The organism is Streptococcus oralis (assembly GCF_004127215.1).
In the GTDB taxonomy this organism is placed as follows: Bacteria; Bacillota; Bacilli; order Lactobacillales; family Streptococcaceae; genus Streptococcus; species Streptococcus oralis_BD.
This window is the reverse complement of sequence record NZ_QEWJ01000003.1, coordinates 1-16,503: the sequence shown is the minus strand read 5'-3', so window position 1 is coordinate 16,503 and position 16,503 is coordinate 1. Positions and strand designations below refer to the sequence as shown.

Here is a 16,503-nt window from a genome sequence, read left to right as displayed (position 1 = left end):
AGGAGAAGACTCATGATTGAAAAAGTGGAACGCCTCATTACAGAGATTAATCGTATTCATCTAGAATATTCTAAAGATTATTTTGAAACAGGTAAAGTGGAGAAAATCAATCTCAAGCATACCTTTTCAAAAGTCCCGACTAAAGCGATTTTGGCCTACCGTCTGAATTTACATGAGTCAATTAATGACTATCTGATGAAAGCGGATGTCCAAGATATTGCCTATGTTTATCGTGTCAAAACTTCTGAGTCTATTTTAGATAAAATTACACGTTTTTCCGAGCGTCAAGAGGGCTATCCTGTGAATTCCATTCTTAATGATATTTTTGGTGCTCGTATGATTTTAAGTTCTAAAGAGATAGCTCTAGTCATGGACAAATTAGATGATTGGCAAGAGATGTACGGACTAAAAAATTGGTATTTACGTGATAAAGATGGCTATGTCGGTATTCATATCTATTTTAAAAATAAAAGTAATTTTTACTACCCATGGGAACTCCAACTTTGGGATAAGAAAGATGTAGATAGCAATATCGCCAGTCATATCAAGTATAAACGAGGATTTGTGGAGTAGATATTTCAAGTGGAAATGATGATACAGGAATTGGGTGAAACTCACTTACCATATATTTTTTCCCTTTTCCATAAAACCTATTCTATATTCTTTGAAAGGAGTTGAACACGCCCTAAATACTGTGTGAAAAAGATAAATTCTCTTGTGAGCATCGCTCATTGCAAGAGTTTCCTATTTTCACTTTGCATTTTACGGGCTTAGTATCCTATGTCTAACATTCAAAACATGTCCCTTGAGGACATCATGGGAGAGCGCTTTGGTCGCTACTCCAAGTACATCATTCAAGACCGGGCTTTGCCAGATATTCGTGATGGACTCAAGCCGGTTCAGCGCCGTATTCTTTATTCGATGAATAAGGATGGCAATACCTTTGACAAGAGCTACCGTAAGTCTGCTAAGTCAGTCGGGAACATCATGGGAAATTTCCATCCACATGGTGACAGTTCCATCTATGATGCCATGGTTCGTATGTCACAAGATTGGAAAAATCGTGAGATTCTAGTTGAAATGCACGGTAATAACGGTTCAATGGACGGAGATCCGCCTGCGGCCATGCGTTATACTGAGGCGCGTTTGTCTGAGATTGCAGGCTACCTTCTTCAGGATATTGAGAAAAAGACAGTTCCCTTTGCTTGGAACTTTGACGATACGGAGAAAGAACCAACAGTCTTGCCAGCAGCCTTTCCAAACCTCTTGGTCAATGGTTCGACTGGGATTTCGGCTGGATATGCCACAGACATTCCTCCCCATAATTTGGCTGAAGTTATTGATGCTGCGGTTTACATGATTGACCACCCAACAGCCAAGGTTGACAAGCTGATGGAATTCTTGCCTGGACCAGATTTTCCAACTGGAGGAATTATTCAGGGTCGTGATGAAATCAAGAAGGCCTATGAAACTGGGAAAGGGCGCGTTGTTGTTCGTTCCAAGACTGAGATTGAAAAGCTAAAAGGCGGTAAGGAACAAATCGTTATTACTGAGATTCCTTATGAAATCAACAAGGCTAATCTAGTCAAGAAAATCGATGATGTTCGTGTTAATAACAAGGTAGCTGGGATTGCTGAGGTTCGTGATGAGTCTGACCGTGACGGTCTTCGTATCGCGATTGAGCTCAAGAAAGACGCGAATACGGAGCTTGTTCTCAACTATCTATTCAAATATACTGACCTACAAATCAATTATAACTTTAATATGGTGGCGATTGACAATTTCACGCCTCGTCAGGTTGGGATCGTTCCAATCTTGTCTAGCTATATTGCCCACCGTCGTGAAGTAATTTTGGCGCGTTCACGCTTTGACAAGGAAAAGGCTGAGAAACGCCTCCATATCGTTGAAGGTTTGATTCGCGTGATTTCGATTTTGGACGAAGTTATTGCCCTTATCCGTGCTTCTGAGAATAAAGCTGATGCCAAGGAAAACCTCAAGGTCAGCTATGAATTCACAGAGGAGCAGGCTGAGGCTATCGTTACCTTGCAACTTTACCGTTTGACCAATACAGACGTGGTTGTCTTGCAGGAAGAAGAAGCAGAGCTTCGTGAGAAAATTGCCATGCTTGCGGCTATTATCGGTGATGAGCGGACTATGTACAACCTCATGAAGAAAGAGCTTCGTGAGGTCAAGAAGAAATTTGCGACTCCACGTTTGAGTTCTTTAGAAGATACAGCAAAAGTCATCGAGATTGATACAGCTAGTCTAATCACTGAGGAAGAGACCTATGTTAGCGTTACCAAGGCAGGTTACATCAAGCGTACCAGCCCACGTTCCTTTGCGGCTTCAATGCTGGAAGAAATTGGCAAACGTGACGATGATCGGTTGATCTTTGTACAATCTGCCAAGACAACGCAACACCTCTTGATGTTCACAACTCTTGGAAATGTCATTTATCGACCAATCCATGAATTAGCAGATATCCGCTGGAAGGATATCGGAGAGCATCTGAGTCAGACCATTACAAACTTCGAAACCAATGAAGAAATACTTTATGTTGAAGTGGTAGATCAGTTTGAGGATGCGACAACCTACTTTGCTGCAACTCGTCTTGGTCAAATCAAACGTGTCAAACGCAAAGAATTCTCTCCATGGCGAACCTACAAGTCTAAATCTGTCAAGTATGCTAAGCTCAAAGACGAGACAGACCAGATTGTAGCAGTGGCTCCAATCAAACTGGATGATGTTCTCTTGGTTAGCCAAAATGGTTATGCCCTTCGTTTCAATATCGAAGAGGTTCCGGTTGTCGGAGCCAAGGCTGCGGGTGTCAAGGCCATGAACCTGAAAGCAGATGATGCGCTTCAGGCAGCCTTTATCTGTAACACCTCATCCTTCTACCTCTTGACCCAACGTGGTAGTTTAAAACGTGTTTCTATTGACGAAATTCCAGCAACCAGCCGTGCCAAACGAGGTCTACAAGTCTTGCGTGAGTTGAAAAACAAACCGCATCGTGTCTTCTTAGCAGGAGCAGTTGCAGAACAAGGCTTCATCGGTGATCTCTTCAGTACAGAAGTGGAAGAAAACGACCAAACGCTGCTTGTCCAATCTAACAAGGGAACAATTTATGAAAGCCGATTGCAAGATTTGAACTTGTCAGAACGCACTAGCAATGGAAGCTTTATATCAGACACGATTTCAGATGAAGAAGTTTTCGATGCTTACCTCAAAAAAGTTTTTAAAGAGGACAAAGCAAATCCGTAAAAAGAATCAGTCCAAGAGACTGATTTCTTTATGTTGAAAAAATTTTCAGAAAATTACAAATAATACTTGAAATTTTACTAGAAAAGTGTAGAATAGAACACATAGTTTGAATAGTATAAAGGAGAAACACATGACAGTTGCAATTGATTGGGAAAATCTTGGGTTTTCTTATATGAAATTACCTTATCGTTATATCGCTCATTACAAAAATGGTCAATGGGATCAAGGAGAGTTGACAGAGGATGCGACCTTGCATATTTCAGAGTCTTCTCCAAGTCTCCACTATGGACAGCAAGCATTTGAGGGATTGAAAGCCTATCGTACTAAGGATGACAGTATCCAACTCTTTCGTCCAGATGAAAATGCCAAGCGTCTGCAACGTACTTGCGACCGTCTCTTGATGCCTCAAGTTTCGACAGAAATGTTTGTGGAAGCCTGTAAAGCGGTTGTGCGTGCAAATGAAGAATACGTACCCCCATATGGAACAGGTGGAACCCTTTATCTTCGTCCACTTTTGATTGGTGTTGGAGATATTATTGGGGTGAAACCTGCAGAGGAGTATATTTTCACCATCTTTGCTATGCCAGTTGGCAACTACTTCAAAGGCGGCTTGGTTCCAACTAATTTCTTGATTCAAGATGAATTTGACCGTGCAGCGCCAAATGGTACAGGAGCTGCCAAGGTAGGCGGTAACTATGCTGCAAGTCTCTTGCCAGGTAAAATGGCAAAATCACGTCATTTCTCAGATGTTATCTATCTAGATCCAGCTACCCACACCAAGATTGAGGAAGTCGGTTCAGCTAACTTCTTTGGCATTACGGCAGAAAATGAATTTGTAACGCCTTTAAGTCCATCAATCTTGCCATCTATTACCAAGTACTCTTTGCTTTATTTGGCAGAACACCGCTTGGGCTTGACACCAATCGAAGGTGATGTTCCGATTGACAATTTGGATCGTTTTGTAGAGGCAGGTGCTTGTGGAACAGCAGCAGTTATCTCTCCAATTGGGGGCATCCAACACGGTGATGATTTCCATGTATTCTATAGCGAAAAAGAAGTAGGTCCTGTTACACGCAAACTCTACGATGAATTGACTGGTATCCAATTTGGTGATGTGGACGCACCAGAGGGCTGGATTGTCAAAGTGGATTAAAAGACTAGAAGTAAAGAGGAACTCCATAGCAGTTGTAAGGGCTGAAATGGAGTTTTTTCTTGCTAGTTTGAGCTTTTTCTTGTACAATAGAAAAAGTGAAAAGAGGTAAAGTATGAGTAAAAAAGATAAGAAAATTGAAATTCAATTAACAGATGCAAAAGTGACTGTTGGAAAAGACAGTTATGAAGGTTACGTTTTGACGATCGGGAAAAAGGTTATTGGTGAAATTGCCGAATTAGATAGCCAATTTGCCATCATAAAGAATGGAAATGTCGATAGTTTTTATAAAAAACTTGAAAAAGCTGTGGAAATTTTGATTGAAAACTATAATTTGACAAAATAATACTTGTTTTATTGAAAATTTCATGATATAATAGTTCTCGTTAAACATTGGAGAGATAGCGAAGAGGCTAAACGCGGCGGACTGTAAATCCGCTCCTTCGGGTTCGGGGGTTCGAATCCCTCTCTCTCCATTTGTCAATGGGGTATAGCCAAGCGGTAAGGCAAGGGACTTTGACTCCCTCATGCGTTGGTTCGAATCCAGCTACCCCAGTTCTTAGGTAATAAATTCAAGATAAAAAGAAAATATCTTAGGGTATTTTATTTTTATAATTGAAAGACGTGAACGATATGAACATGTCCTTGCGGGTGCTTAGGAAAAAAATTATAAGTATGTCAAGTTTAGAAAAAAGCTTGATTGTTGGAGGATTTTTTAGATGAACGAATTTGAAGATTTGCTAAATAGCGTTAGCCAAGTTGAGCCTGGTGATGTTGTTAGTGCTGAAGTATTGACAGTTGATGCGACTCAAGCTAACGTTGCAATCTCTGGGACTGGTGTTGAAGGTGTCTTGACTCTTCGCGAATTGACAAACGATCGCGATGCAGATATCAATGACTTTGTGAAAGTAGGAGAAGTATTGGATGTTCTTGTACTTCGTCAAGTAGTCGGTAAAGATACTGATACAGTTACATACCTTGTATCTAAAAAACGCCTTGAAGCTCGCAAAGCATGGGACAAACTTGTAGGACGCGAAGAAGAAGTTGTTACTGTTAAAGGAACTCGTGCCGTTAAAGGTGGACTTTCAGTAGAATTTGAAGGCGTACGTGGATTTATCCCTGCTTCTATGTTGGACACTCGTTTCGTACGTAACACTGAGCGTTTCGTAGGTCAAGAATTTGATGCTAAAATCAAAGAAGTTGATCCTAAAGAAAACCGCTTTATCCTTTCACGTCGTGAAGTTGTTGAAGCAGCCACTGCAGCAGCTCGTGCTGAAGTATTTGGTAAATTGGCTGTTGGTGATGTAGTAACTGGTAAAGTTGCTCGTATCACAAGCTTCGGTGCTTTCATCGACCTTGGTGGTGTTGATGGATTGGTTCACTTGACTGAATTATCACATGAACGTAACGTTTCACCTAAATCAGTTGTAACTGTTGGTGAAGAAATCGAAGTGAAGATTCTTGATCTTAACGAAGAAGAAGGACGCGTATCACTTTCACTTAAAGCAACAACACCTGGACCATGGGATGGCGTTGAGCAAAAATTGGCTAAAGGTGATGTAGTAGAAGGAACAGTTAAACGTTTGACTGACTTCGGTGCATTTGTTGAGGTATTGCCAGGTATCGATGGACTTGTTCACGTATCACAAATTTCACACAAACGTATCGAAAATCCAAAAGAAGCTCTTACTGTTGGTCAAGAAGTTACTGTTAAAGTCCTTGATGTTAACGCTGACGCAGAACGTGTTTCACTTTCTATCAAAGCTCTTGAAGAACGTCCAGCTCAAGAAGAAGGACAAAAAGAAGAGAAACGTGCTGCTCGTCCACGTCGTCCAAAACGTCAAGAAAAACGTGATTTCGAACTTCCAGAAACACAAACAGGATTCTCAATGGCTGACTTGTTCGGTGATATCGAACTTTAATCAAATTGATAATCGCAAAATCCTTTGTTTAAAACAAGGGATTTTTCTTTTGTCTCTTTCTCATTTTTGATATAATAGTTCTATGTTAGATTCAGAAAAACAATCACAATATCAATTGTTAAATGTGGAGCTCTCTTATTTACTTGAAGGTGAGAGCAATGTTCTTGCCAATCTTTCGAATGCTAGTGCTCTCCTAAAATCTCGCTTTCTGAATACTGTATTTGCAGGTTTTTATCTGTTTGATGGTAGCGAGTTGGTTTTAGGTCCTTTTCAGGGTGGTGTTTCTTGTATTCGCATCCCGCTTGGGAAAGGCGTATGTGGAGAAGCTGCTGAGTTTCAGGAGACTGTTTTAGTAGGGGATGTGAACACCTATCCAAACTACATTTCTTGTGATGGTCATGCCAAGAGTGAAATCGTAGTTCCCATGCTCAAGAACGGTCGATTGTTAGGTGTCTTAGACTTGGACTCTTCTTTAATTGATGATTACAATGCTATTGATCGTGATTATTTGGAACAATTTGTCGCTATTTTGCTTGAGAAGACAGAATGGGACTTTACGATGTTTGAGGAGAAAGCCTAATGTATCAAGCACTTTATCGAAAATATAGAAGCCAGACTTTCTCACAACTAGTAGGACAAGAGGTTGTGGCAAAAACACTAAGGCAAGCGGTTGAGCAGGAAAAGATTAGTCACGCTTATCTTTTCTCAGGTCCTCGTGGAACTGGGAAAACCAGCGTTGCTAAGATTTTTGCCAAGGCTATGAACTGTCCAAACCAGGTAGACGGAGAACCATGTAATAACTGTTATATCTGTCAGGCAGTGACTGAAGGTAGCCTAGAAGATGTTATCGAAATGGATGCGGCTTCGAATAACGGAGTTGATGAAATCCGAGAAATTCGCGATAAATCCACCTATGCTCCTAACTTGGCTCGCTATAAGGTCTACATTATCGACGAGGTTCATATGTTGTCTACGGGAGCCTTTAATGCGCTTTTGAAGACCCTAGAAGAGCCAACTCAGAATGTTGTATTTATCTTGGCGACAACTGAATTACATAAGATTCCAGCAACCATTTTATCGCGTGTTCAACGTTTTGAGTTTAAATCGATTAGAACGCAAGATATTAAGGACCATATCCAAACTATTTTGTCAAAAGAGAATATCAGTTTTGAACCAGAGGCTGTGGAGATCATTGCTAGACGGGCTGAAGGTGGAATGCGGGATGCCTTGTCTATTCTGGATCAAGCTTTGAGTTTGACGCAAGGGAATGCTTTAACGACAGCTATTTCCGAGGAGATTACAGGCACTATTAGTCTATCAGCTCTAGATGACTATGTGGCTGCTTTGTCCCAACAGGATGTCCCAAAAGCGCTAGATTCTTTGAATCTTTTGTTTGAAAATGGCAAAAGCATGACTCGGTTTGTGACGGATCTCTTGCAGTATTTGCGTGATTTACTGGTTGTTCAGACAGGTGGTGAAAATACTCATCATAGTCCAGTTTTTATGGACAATCTAGCTCTTTCCCAGGAAAGTCTTTTTGAAATGATTCGTCTAGCGACAGTAAGTTTAGCGGATATGAAGGCTAGCTTGCAACCTAAGATTTACGCTGAGATGATGACCATTCGTTTAGCGGAAATCAAGCCTGAATCTGCGGTTTCGGGAGTTGTTGAAAGTGAAATTTCTGCACTAAGACAGGAAGTCGTCCGTCTCAAACAAGAACTTGCCAATGTGGGCACGGCTCCTAAACAAGTTGCGCCAGTTCCTAGTCGTTCAGTCACTTCCAAGACAGTCTATCGAGTGGATCGCAACAAAGTTCAGTCTATCCTGCAAGAAGCTGTCGAAAATCCTGATTTGGCACGGCAAAACTTAATCCGCCTCCAGAATGCATGGGGAGAAGTGATTGAAAGTCTAGCTGGACCTGATAAGGCTCTTCTCGTAGGTTCTCAACCAGTTGCGGCCAATGAACACCATGCTATTTTAGCCTTTGAGTCTAATTTCAATGCTGGTCAAACCATGAAACGGGATAACCTCAATACTATGTTCGGCAATATTCTCAGCCAAGCAGCTGGATTCTCACCTGAGATTCTGGCTATTTCCCTAGAGGAATGGAAAGAAGTTCGAGCAGCATTTTCAGCTAAAAACAAGTCTTCTCAAGCTGACCAAGAGGTGGAAGAAGAGAGACTGATTCCAGAAGGATTTGAATTTCTGGCTGATAAAGTCATGGTTGAAGAAGACTAAAAATGGATTTCATGGTACAATAATCTTATGAATAGACAACAATTTATCATTATAGCGTTATTCACGGCTGCTGAAACTTATTTTTTCAATGAAGCTTGGATGACTGGTCGCTACATTATGGCAGCTTTTTGGGCCATTTTACTTTTTCGAAATTTTAGGTTAAGTTATGTAATGGGAAAAATTGTAGACGCCATTGATCAGCATTTAAACCGCAAGGATTAGCCCCCAGCTTCTAGACAAAATCAAAGCCTTTTAGGCTTTTTTTTGTTATACTAGTAGAGTATATTTATGGACCTTTTCATGTATTTTTTTGAGAAATGTAAGTGATTTTTCTAAGGATAAAGGAAGTAGGCCAGAAAAAGAAAGGAACTATCATGTCAGTATTAGAGATCAAAGATCTTCACGTTGAGATTGAAGGAAAAGAAATTTTGAAAGGAGTCAATCTGACTCTGAAAACAGGAGAAATTGCAGCGATTATGGGACCAAATGGTACTGGTAAATCGACTCTTTCTGCTGCTATCATGGGGAACCCTAACTACGAAGTCACAAAAGGTGAGGTCTTGTTTGATGGCGTAAACATTCTTGAGTTGGAAGTGGACGAGCGTGCGCGCATGGGACTTTTCCTTGCTATGCAATATCCGTCTGAAATTCCTGGAATTACCAATGCAGAATTTCTTCGTGCAGCTATGAATGCTGGTAAAGAAGACGATGAAAAGATTTCAGTTCGTGAGTTTATCACTAAACTAGACGAAAAAATGGAATTGCTCAACATGAAAGAAGAAATGGCAGAGCGTTATCTTAACGAAGGATTTTCTGGTGGTGAGAAAAAACGTAATGAGATTCTTCAACTCTTGATGTTGGAACCAACTTTTGCACTTTTGGATGAGATTGACTCAGGTCTTGATATTGATGCCCTTAAAGTTGTATCGAAAGGTGTCAATGCCATGCGTGGTGAAAGCTTTGGTGCCATGATCATTACTCACTACCAACGTCTTTTGAATTACATCACACCAGACGTGGTACACGTGATGATGGAAGGTCGTGTTGTCCTTTCTGGTGGTCCAGAATTGGCAGCGCGTTTGGAACGTGAAGGATACGCAAAACTAGCTGAAGAACTTGGCTATGACTACAAGGAAGAATTGTAATTCCCTCGTATCTTTTAGGAGAAGTAAATGACTAAAGAAACTATTAAACTTTTTTCAGAAATGTACGCTGAACCAAGCTGGTTAGCTGACCTCCGTCAAAAAGCTTTTGATAAGATTGAGAGTTTGGAATTACCAGTTATCGAGCGTGTGAAATTTCACCGTTGGAATCTGGGAGATGGTACGATTACAGAAAGCGAGCCATCAGCAAATGTTCCTGACTTCACAACTCTAGACAATCACTTGAAATTGGTTCAAGTAGGTACTCAAACAGTTTTTGAACAAATTCCAGTAGAATTGGCTGAGCAAGGGGTGGTCTTTACAGACTTCCACTCAGCTTTAGAAGAAATTCCAGAGCTTATTGAGGAGTTCTTCATGTCATCAGTTAAATATGACGATGACAAGTTGGCAGCCTACCACACAGCTTATTTCAATAGTGGTGCTGTTCTCTACATTCCTGATAATGTTGAGATTAAAGAGCCAATCGAAGGTATTTTCTACCAAGACAGTGATAGCGATGTTCCATTTAACAAGCATATCCTGATTATCGCTGGTAAAAATTCTAAGATTAGTTATCTGGAGCGATTAGAGTCACGTGGCGGAGGTAGTGCTAAGGCAACAGCCAATATCACAGTAGAAGTCATCGCTCGTTCTGGTGCGCAAGTCAAGTTTGCAGCGATCGACCGTCTAGGAGAAAATGTTACGGCCTACATTAGCCGTCGTGGTAAATTAGGTAACGATGCAAGTATTGACTGGGCGATTGGTGTCATGAACGAAGGAAACGTCGTTGCGGACTTTGATAGCGACTTGATTGGTAATGGTAGCCATGCTGACCTTAAAGTCGTAGCTCTTTCAAGTGGCCGTCAGGTGCAAGGGATTGACACTCGCGTAACAAACTATGGTTGCAACTCTATCGGAAATATTCTCCAACATGGGGTTATTCTTGAAAAAGCAACTTTGACCTTCAACGGTATCGGTCACATCATCAAGGGAGCTAAGGGAGCAGATGCCCAACAAGAAAGTCGTGTTCTCATGCTTTCAGACCAAGCTCGTTCAGATGCCAACCCAATTCTTTTGATTGATGAAAATGACGTTACTGCAGGTCACGCGGCTTCTATCGGTCAGGTGGATCCAGAAGATATGTACTACCTTATGAGCCGTGGCTTGGACAAGGCAACTGCAGAACGTTTGGTTGTTCGTGGTTTCCTAGGCTCTGTTATCGTGGAGATTCCAGTCAAGGAAGTTCGTGATGAAATGATTGCAACCATCGAAGAAAAATTGTCAAAACGCTAAGGGGAAGCCTATGTTAGATGTAGAAGCGATTCGCAAGGATTTTCCGATTTTAGACCAGGTTGTCAATGATGAACCTTTGGTCTATCTGGACAATGCTGCGACAACACAAAAACCATTAGCTGTTCTGGAAGAAATTAATCACTACTATGAGCAGGACAATGCCAATGTTCACCGTGGTGTCCATACCTTGGCGGAACGGGCTACAGCTTCCTATGAGAGGGCTCGTGAAACCATTCGTAAGTTTATCAATGCAGGGTCTACGAAGGAAGTTCTCTTTACTAGAGGAACGACAACCAGTCTTAACTGGGTGGCGCGCTTCGCTGAGGAAGTTTTGACTGAGGGAGATCAGGTCTTGATTTCCGTCATGGAACACCATTCCAATATCATTCCTTGGCAGGAAGCCTGTCGCAAGACTGGAGCGGAGCTTGTCTATGTTTATCTCAAGGACGGAGCTCTAGATATGGATGATTTGCGAGCTAAATTGACTGATAAAGTTAAGTTTGTCTCCCTTGCTCACGCCTCAAATGTTCTGGGTGTGGTCAATCCAATCAAAGAAATCACTCAGATGGCCCACCAAGTTGGAGCCATCATGGTGGTGGATGGTGCTCAATCTACGCCTCATATGAAGATCGATGTTCAGGACTTGGATGTGGACTTCTTTGCCTTTTCAGGTCATAAGATGGCTGGTCCAACTGGTATCGGTGTCCTTTACGGCAAAGAAAAGTATCTGGAACAAATGTCACCTGTCGAGTTCGGTGGAGAGATGATTGACTTCGTCTACGAGCAAACTGCTAGTTGGAAGGAATTGCCTTGGAAATTCGAGGCTGGAACTCCTAATATGGCAGGTGCAATCGGACTTGCTGCTGCAGTGGATTATCTGGAAAAGATTGGTGTGGATGCTATTGAAGCCCATGAACAAGAATTGATAGCATACGTCTTTCCAAAACTGCAGGCGATTGAAGGACTGACTATTTATGGTTCTCAGGACTTGGCTCAACGTTCGGGAGTGATTGCCTTTAACCTAGGCGATCTCCATCCTCACGACCTTGCTACGGCTCTGGATTATGAAGGAGTAGCCGTTCGTGCGGGTCACCACTGCGCCCAACCCTTGCTTCAGTATTTGGACGTCCCAGCAACAGCTCGCGCAAGTTTTTATATCTACAATACTAAGGCAGATTGCGACAAGCTAGTTGATGCCTTACAAAAGACAAAGGAGTTTTTCAATGGCACTTTCTAAACTAGATAGCCTTTATATGGCAGTGGTAGCAGACCATTCGAAAAATCCACATCACCAAGGGAAGTTAGAAGACGCTGAACAAATCAGTCTCAACAATCCGACCTGTGGTGATGTCATCAACCTCTCTGTCAAGTTTGATGCAGAGGGTCGTTTGGAAGATATCGCTTTTCTAAATTCAGGTTGTACCATCTCAACTGCTTCTGCAAGCATGATGACTGATGCCGTTTTTGGAAAAAACAAACAAGAAATTTTAGAACTTGCGACTATTTTTTCTGAAATGGTTCAAGGGCAGAAAGATGAACGCCAAGACCAACTTGGTGATGCAGCCTTCTTATCAGGTGTTGCCAAATTCCCTCAAAGAATAAAGTGTGCAACCCTAGCTTGGAACGCTCTTAAGAAGACAATTGAAAATCAAGAAGATAAATAAGAAACATAGAAATATATAATGAAAGAAAGGATATTATGGCTGAAGAAAGAGTAGAACCAAAACCAATTGACCTTGGTGAATATAAATTTGGTTTCCATGATGATGTAGAGCCTGTCCTATCGACAGGAAAAGGACTCAACGAAGGTGTTATTCGTGAATTATCTGCTGCCAAGGGTGAGCCTGAGTGGATGTTGGAGTTCCGTTTGAAGTCTTATGAAACCTTCAAGAAAATGCCCATGCAAACTTGGGGAGCAGACTTGTCAGAGATTGACTTTGATGATTTGATCTACTACCAAAAACCATCTGACAAACCAGCCCGTTCTTGGGATGAAGTTCCTGAAAAAATCAAAGAAACCTTTGAACGTATCGGGATTCCAGAAGCTGAGCGTGCCTATCTAGCAGGAGCCTCTGCTCAGTACGAGTCAGAAGTGGTATACCACAACATGAAGGAAGAGTTTGAGAAGTTAGGCATTATCTTTACAGATACAGATTCTGCCCTCAAGGAATACCCAGACTTGTTTAAACAATACTTCGCTAAGTTGGTACCGCCGACTGATAACAAGTTGGCTGCCCTTAACTCAGCAGTATGGTCTGGCGGAACCTTTATCTACGTGCCAAAAGGGGTCAAGGTAGATATTCCGCTTCAAACCTACTTCCGTATCAATAATGAAAATACAGGTCAGTTTGAACGTACATTGATTATTGTAGATGAGGGAGCAAGTGTCCACTATGTAGAAGGATGTACAGCACCGACTTACTCAAGCAACAGCTTGCATGCAGCCATTGTAGAAATCTTTGCCTTAGACGGAGCTTATATGCGTTATACGACCATCCAAAACTGGTCTGATAATGTCTATAACTTGGTAACCAAACGTGCCAAAGCCTTGAAAGATGCAACTGTTGAGTGGATTGATGGAAACTTGGGTGCCAAAACGACCATGAAATATCCATCTGTTTACCTTGATGGAGAAGGAGCGCGTGGAACCATGCTTTCGATTGCCTTTGCCAATGCAGGGCAACACCAAGATACTGGTGCCAAGATGATCCACAATGCTCCACATACCAGCTCGTCTATCGTGTCAAAATCAATCGCTAAAGGCGGAGGAAAGGTGGACTACCGCGGACAAGTAACCTTTAACAAAAACTCTAAAAAATCTGTCTCTCACATCGAGTGTGACACCATTATCATGGATGACTTGTCAGCATCTGATACCATTCCATTCAATGAAATTCACAACTCGCAAGTAGCTTTGGAGCATGAAGCTAAAGTATCTAAGATTTCAGAAGAACAACTCTATTACCTCATGAGTCGTGGTTTATCAGAATCCGAGGCAACTGAGATGATTGTCATGGGATTTGTGGAGCCCTTCACAAAAGAACTTCCAATGGAATACGCAGTTGAGCTCAACCGCTTGATTAGCTATGAAATGGAAGGCTCTGTTGGGTAAAAGATAAAGGAGAAGCAAATGGGATTCTTAAAAAAATTATTTGGTAATGTTGAAAAAGCGAATAAAGGCGAGATTCCTGCCGAGGAAATTGTTCCACCTTTTACAGTTGATTTAGTAGAAGAAGCAGATGATTATTGGCGACAAATGGAACAAAACCTCTTGATAAACGCTGTAAAAGCTGTTGGTGGTCCTGAGGCAGTAGAACGTGCTTTTGTTCTTGCAAATTTTAAGGAAAATCAAGAAACCTTTGAGCTCTTTTATCAGGTAAATGGTCAACTTCTTTCATGGAGAGAGATGGATGCGACTGTTGTCGATAAAATCAGCAATCAACTCCTTCCACAAGCACCAGGTGTGGCACGTGCAGTTAATGAAAATTATGAAGAAGCGAAGGTTCCAGTAATCCAGTACGCTATGCTTCAGTTTGAAACTGCAACCATGGCTTGGTTTGGGCGGAAGCTGACAACATCTTCTCCTGAAGCCCAATTGACTTTTGAAGAATTGGTATCAGGTTGGCGCGCTATTTTGGAACAAGAAGTTCCAAATCGTCCTTTAGATAGTGATCGTCCGTTCCCTTACTTTGAAGTTTAAGATTCCCAAATCCCCAAAAAACTTCCAATGGAATACGCAGTTGAGCTCAATCGCTTGATTAGCTATGAGATGGAAGGTTCAGTCGGATAAGAATATGCAAAATCTGAACAGGAATTCTTCCTGTTCAGATTTTTTTCAAAAAAGAAACTAATAAATATTCACAAAAATACTTTTATGTGGTAAAATAAAACAATTACATTTAGTGGAGATGAAGAATGAATATTTTTAGAACCAAGGATGTTAGTCTGGGACGAACGGAAATGCGTCGCCATTTGAAATTATGGGATTTGATTTTACTAGGAATTGGTGCCATGGTAGGAACAGGAATTTTCACCATTACAGGAACAGCTGCGGCTACACTAGCTGGCCCATCACTAGTGGTTTCCATTGTGATTTCTGCCCTGTGTGTTTCTTTATCAGCTCTCTTTTTTGCTGAATTCGCCTCTCGTGTACCTGCAACGGGAGGTGCTTATAGTTATCTCTATGCGATCTTAGGCGAATTGCCAGCTTGGATTGCTGGCTGGTTGACCATCATGGAATTCATGACGGCCATATCAGGTGTTGCGTCTGGCTGGGCCGCTTACTTTAAGGGCTTACTCAGTAATTATGGCATCTCTATGCCCCAAGTCTTAAATGGGACCTTCAACCCCGAACAAGGTACCTATATCGACCTTTTACCTATTTTGGTGCTTGCTTTGGTAACAGGATTGGTTTTATTAAATTCCAAGGCAGCCTTGCGCTTTAATTCGCTTCTAGTGGTCTTGAAATTTTCTGCTCTGGCTCTGTTCATCCTGGTTGGGATTTGGCATATCAAACCTGAAAATTGGACGAATTTTGCTCCCTTTGGCTTTGGTCAAATTTATGGTGGGAGTACTGGAATAATGGCAGGTGCATCTTTGATGTTCTTTGGTTTTCTCGGATTTGAGTCTATTTCAATGGCAGTTGATGAAATTCAAAGTCCACAAAAAAATATTCCTCGCGGAATTGTGCTTTCTCTGTCAATCGTAACCATTCTCTATGCTTTGGTAACCCTAGTATTGACAGGGATTGTTCACTACAGTAAGCTCAATGTGGATGATGCGGTAGCGTTTTCATTGCGTAGTATTGGGATTGGTTGGGCCGCCAACTATGTTTCACTCATAGCCATTCTAACCTTGATTACCGTGTGTATTTCCATGACCTACGCCCTTTCTCGAATGATTTACAGCCTAGCACGTGATGGGCTTTTACCTCAAAGCTTTAAACAACTAAGCAAAACCAGTCGAGTTCCTAAAAATGCAACCATCTTAACAGGAGTTGCTTCAGCCATTGCAGCTGGAGTCTTTCCACTGGCCAGTATAGCAGCCTTTCTAAATATTTGTACACTAGCCTATCTCATCTTACTAGCCTATGGCATTATAAAACTCAGAAAGGATAAGGGAATGCCTAAAGAAGGAGAGTTCAGAACTCCTTTGGTGCCCCTCTTGCCAATCCTTTCCATTCTTATCTGTCTTTCCTTTATGCTTCAATATAGTCTAGATACCTGGATTGCCTTTGGTATCGCTCTTGTAGTTGGTCTAGTCATCTACTTTACGTACGGGTTCCGCCATTCAACCCTCGCAGAAGAAGAATAAAAAGCTGGGAATTTGAACTGCACCCCAAAAGTTAGACAGAAAAAATCTAACTTTTGGGGTGTTTTATTATGAAATTGAGTTATGAGGATAAAGTTCAGATCTATGAACTTAGAAAACAAGGATATAGCTTAGAGCAACTTTCAAATAAGTTTGGGATAAACAATTCTAATCTTAGGTACATGAT

15 protein-coding genes, 2 tRNA genes and 1 pseudogene are annotated in these 16,503 nt (G+C 41.5%); all 18 read left to right on the top strand.

What is annotated here, in order from left to right; genetic code table 11:
• Window positions 1–12: 12 nt before the first annotated feature.
• Complete coding sequence (locus tag DF216_RS03425) at window positions 13–573, top strand: GTP pyrophosphokinase (protein WP_125827147.1); 561 nt, start codon at window positions 13–15, stop codon at window positions 571–573.
• Between the two features lie 207 nt (window positions 574–780).
• A complete protein-coding gene (parC, locus tag DF216_RS03420; protein ID WP_129325982.1) occupies window positions 781–3,261 on the top strand; it encodes a DNA topoisomerase IV subunit A in 2,481 nt (826 codons plus the stop codon).
• A gap of 115 nt (window positions 3,262–3,376) precedes the next feature.
• On the top strand, window positions 3,377–4,414 hold the full coding sequence (locus DF216_RS03415; RefSeq protein WP_346427532.1) for a branched-chain amino acid aminotransferase: 1,038 nt from the start codon (window positions 3,377–3,379) through the stop codon (window positions 4,412–4,414).
• Between the two features lie 112 nt (window positions 4,415–4,526).
• Window positions 4,527–4,757, top strand: a complete 231-nt coding sequence (locus DF216_RS03410) for a DUF2969 domain-containing protein (RefSeq protein WP_000037107.1) — start codon at window positions 4,527–4,529, stop codon at window positions 4,755–4,757.
• A 49-nt stretch (window positions 4,758–4,806) separates the two neighbouring features.
• Window positions 4,807–4,887 (top strand) — tRNA-Tyr (locus DF216_RS03405).
• Window positions 4,888–4,895: 8 nt separating this feature from the next.
• Window positions 4,896–4,967, top strand: a tRNA-Gln gene (locus DF216_RS03400).
• 163 nt (window positions 4,968–5,130) lie between these two features.
• The gene (gene rpsA / locus DF216_RS03395) at window positions 5,131–6,333 is read left to right on the top strand and encodes a 30S ribosomal protein S1 (RefSeq protein WP_001001617.1); all 1,203 of its coding nucleotides are present in this window, start codon (window positions 5,131–5,133) and stop codon (window positions 6,331–6,333) included.
• An 82-nt stretch (window positions 6,334–6,415) separates the two neighbouring features.
• Window positions 6,416–6,913, top strand: a complete 498-nt coding sequence (locus DF216_RS03390) for a GAF domain-containing protein (protein WP_129325980.1) — start codon at window positions 6,416–6,418, stop codon at window positions 6,911–6,913.
• On the top strand, window positions 6,913–8,571 hold the full coding sequence (gene dnaX / locus DF216_RS03385; protein ID WP_129325979.1) for a DNA polymerase III subunit gamma/tau: 1,659 nt from the start codon (window positions 6,913–6,915) through the stop codon (window positions 8,569–8,571). Before DF216_RS03390 ends, dnaX begins: the two co-directional genes overlap by 1 nt.
• Before the next feature lie 27 nt (window positions 8,572–8,598).
• Window positions 8,599–8,793: a DUF3272 domain-containing protein gene (locus tag DF216_RS03380; RefSeq protein ID WP_001081600.1), complete on the top strand. Its 195-nt coding sequence runs from the start codon at window positions 8,599–8,601 to the stop codon at window positions 8,791–8,793.
• 152 nt (window positions 8,794–8,945) lie between these two features.
• Window positions 8,946–9,716: a Fe-S cluster assembly ATPase SufC gene (gene sufC / locus DF216_RS03375; protein WP_045615100.1), complete on the top strand. Its 771-nt coding sequence runs from the start codon at window positions 8,946–8,948 to the stop codon at window positions 9,714–9,716.
• 27 nt (window positions 9,717–9,743) lie between these two features.
• Entirely contained in the window at window positions 9,744–11,006 is a 1,263-nt protein-coding gene (sufD, locus tag DF216_RS03370) for a Fe-S cluster assembly protein SufD (RefSeq protein WP_129325978.1), read from the top strand.
• Window positions 11,007–11,016: 10 nt separating this feature from the next.
• The gene (locus DF216_RS03365; RefSeq protein WP_129325977.1) at window positions 11,017–12,243 is read left to right on the top strand and encodes a cysteine desulfurase; all 1,227 of its coding nucleotides are present in this window, start codon (window positions 11,017–11,019) and stop codon (window positions 12,241–12,243) included.
• On the top strand, window positions 12,230–12,670 hold the full coding sequence (gene sufU / locus DF216_RS03360; protein WP_129325976.1) for a Fe-S cluster assembly sulfur transfer protein SufU: 441 nt from the start codon (window positions 12,230–12,232) through the stop codon (window positions 12,668–12,670). The genes DF216_RS03365 and sufU overlap by 14 nt, the downstream gene beginning before the upstream one ends.
• A gap of 35 nt (window positions 12,671–12,705) precedes the next feature.
• Window positions 12,706–14,118 carry a Fe-S cluster assembly protein SufB gene (gene sufB / locus DF216_RS03355; protein ID WP_000797070.1) on the top strand — a complete coding sequence of 471 codons (1,413 nt, stop codon included), beginning with the start codon at window positions 12,706–12,708 and terminating at the stop codon, window positions 14,116–14,118.
• A gap of 18 nt (window positions 14,119–14,136) precedes the next feature.
• Window positions 14,137–14,706, top strand: a complete 570-nt coding sequence (locus DF216_RS03350; RefSeq protein ID WP_129325975.1) for a hypothetical protein — start codon at window positions 14,137–14,139, stop codon at window positions 14,704–14,706.
• A gap of 215 nt (window positions 14,707–14,921) precedes the next feature.
• Complete coding sequence (locus tag DF216_RS03345; protein ID WP_129325974.1) at window positions 14,922–16,319, top strand: APC family permease; 1,398 nt, start codon at window positions 14,922–14,924, stop codon at window positions 16,317–16,319.
• Between the two features lie 68 nt (window positions 16,320–16,387).
• A pseudogene (locus DF216_RS03340) lies at window positions 16,388–16,503 on the top strand (transposase); the annotation flags it as partial.

What these genes read in the sequence shown, in the direction of transcription:
- DF216_RS03425 (WP_125827147.1), top strand. Translation starts at nt 13, where the DNA reads ATGATTGAAAAAGTGGAACGCCTCATTACAGAGATTAATCGTATTCAT.
- parC (WP_129325982.1), top strand. Translation starts at nt 781, where the DNA reads ATGTCTAACATTCAAAACATGTCCCTTGAGGACATCATGGGAGAGCGC.
- DF216_RS03410 (WP_000037107.1), top strand. Translation starts at nt 4,527, where the DNA reads ATGAGTAAAAAAGATAAGAAAATTGAAATTCAATTAACAGATGCAAAA.
- rpsA (WP_001001617.1), top strand. Translation starts at nt 5,131, where the DNA reads ATGAACGAATTTGAAGATTTGCTAAATAGCGTTAGCCAAGTTGAGCCT.
- DF216_RS03390 (WP_129325980.1), top strand. Translation starts at nt 6,416, where the DNA reads ATGTTAGATTCAGAAAAACAATCACAATATCAATTGTTAAATGTGGAG.
- dnaX (WP_129325979.1), top strand. Translation starts at nt 6,913, where the DNA reads ATGTATCAAGCACTTTATCGAAAATATAGAAGCCAGACTTTCTCACAA.
- DF216_RS03380 (WP_001081600.1), top strand. Translation starts at nt 8,599, where the DNA reads ATGAATAGACAACAATTTATCATTATAGCGTTATTCACGGCTGCTGAA.
- sufC (WP_045615100.1), top strand. Translation starts at nt 8,946, where the DNA reads ATGTCAGTATTAGAGATCAAAGATCTTCACGTTGAGATTGAAGGAAAA.
- sufD (WP_129325978.1), top strand. Translation starts at nt 9,744, where the DNA reads ATGACTAAAGAAACTATTAAACTTTTTTCAGAAATGTACGCTGAACCA.
- DF216_RS03365 (WP_129325977.1), top strand. Translation starts at nt 11,017, where the DNA reads ATGTTAGATGTAGAAGCGATTCGCAAGGATTTTCCGATTTTAGACCAG.
- sufU (WP_129325976.1), top strand. Translation starts at nt 12,230, where the DNA reads ATGGCACTTTCTAAACTAGATAGCCTTTATATGGCAGTGGTAGCAGAC.
- sufB (WP_000797070.1), top strand. Translation starts at nt 12,706, where the DNA reads ATGGCTGAAGAAAGAGTAGAACCAAAACCAATTGACCTTGGTGAATAT.
- DF216_RS03350 (WP_129325975.1), top strand. Translation starts at nt 14,137, where the DNA reads ATGGGATTCTTAAAAAAATTATTTGGTAATGTTGAAAAAGCGAATAAA.
- DF216_RS03345 (WP_129325974.1), top strand. Translation starts at nt 14,922, where the DNA reads ATGAATATTTTTAGAACCAAGGATGTTAGTCTGGGACGAACGGAAATG.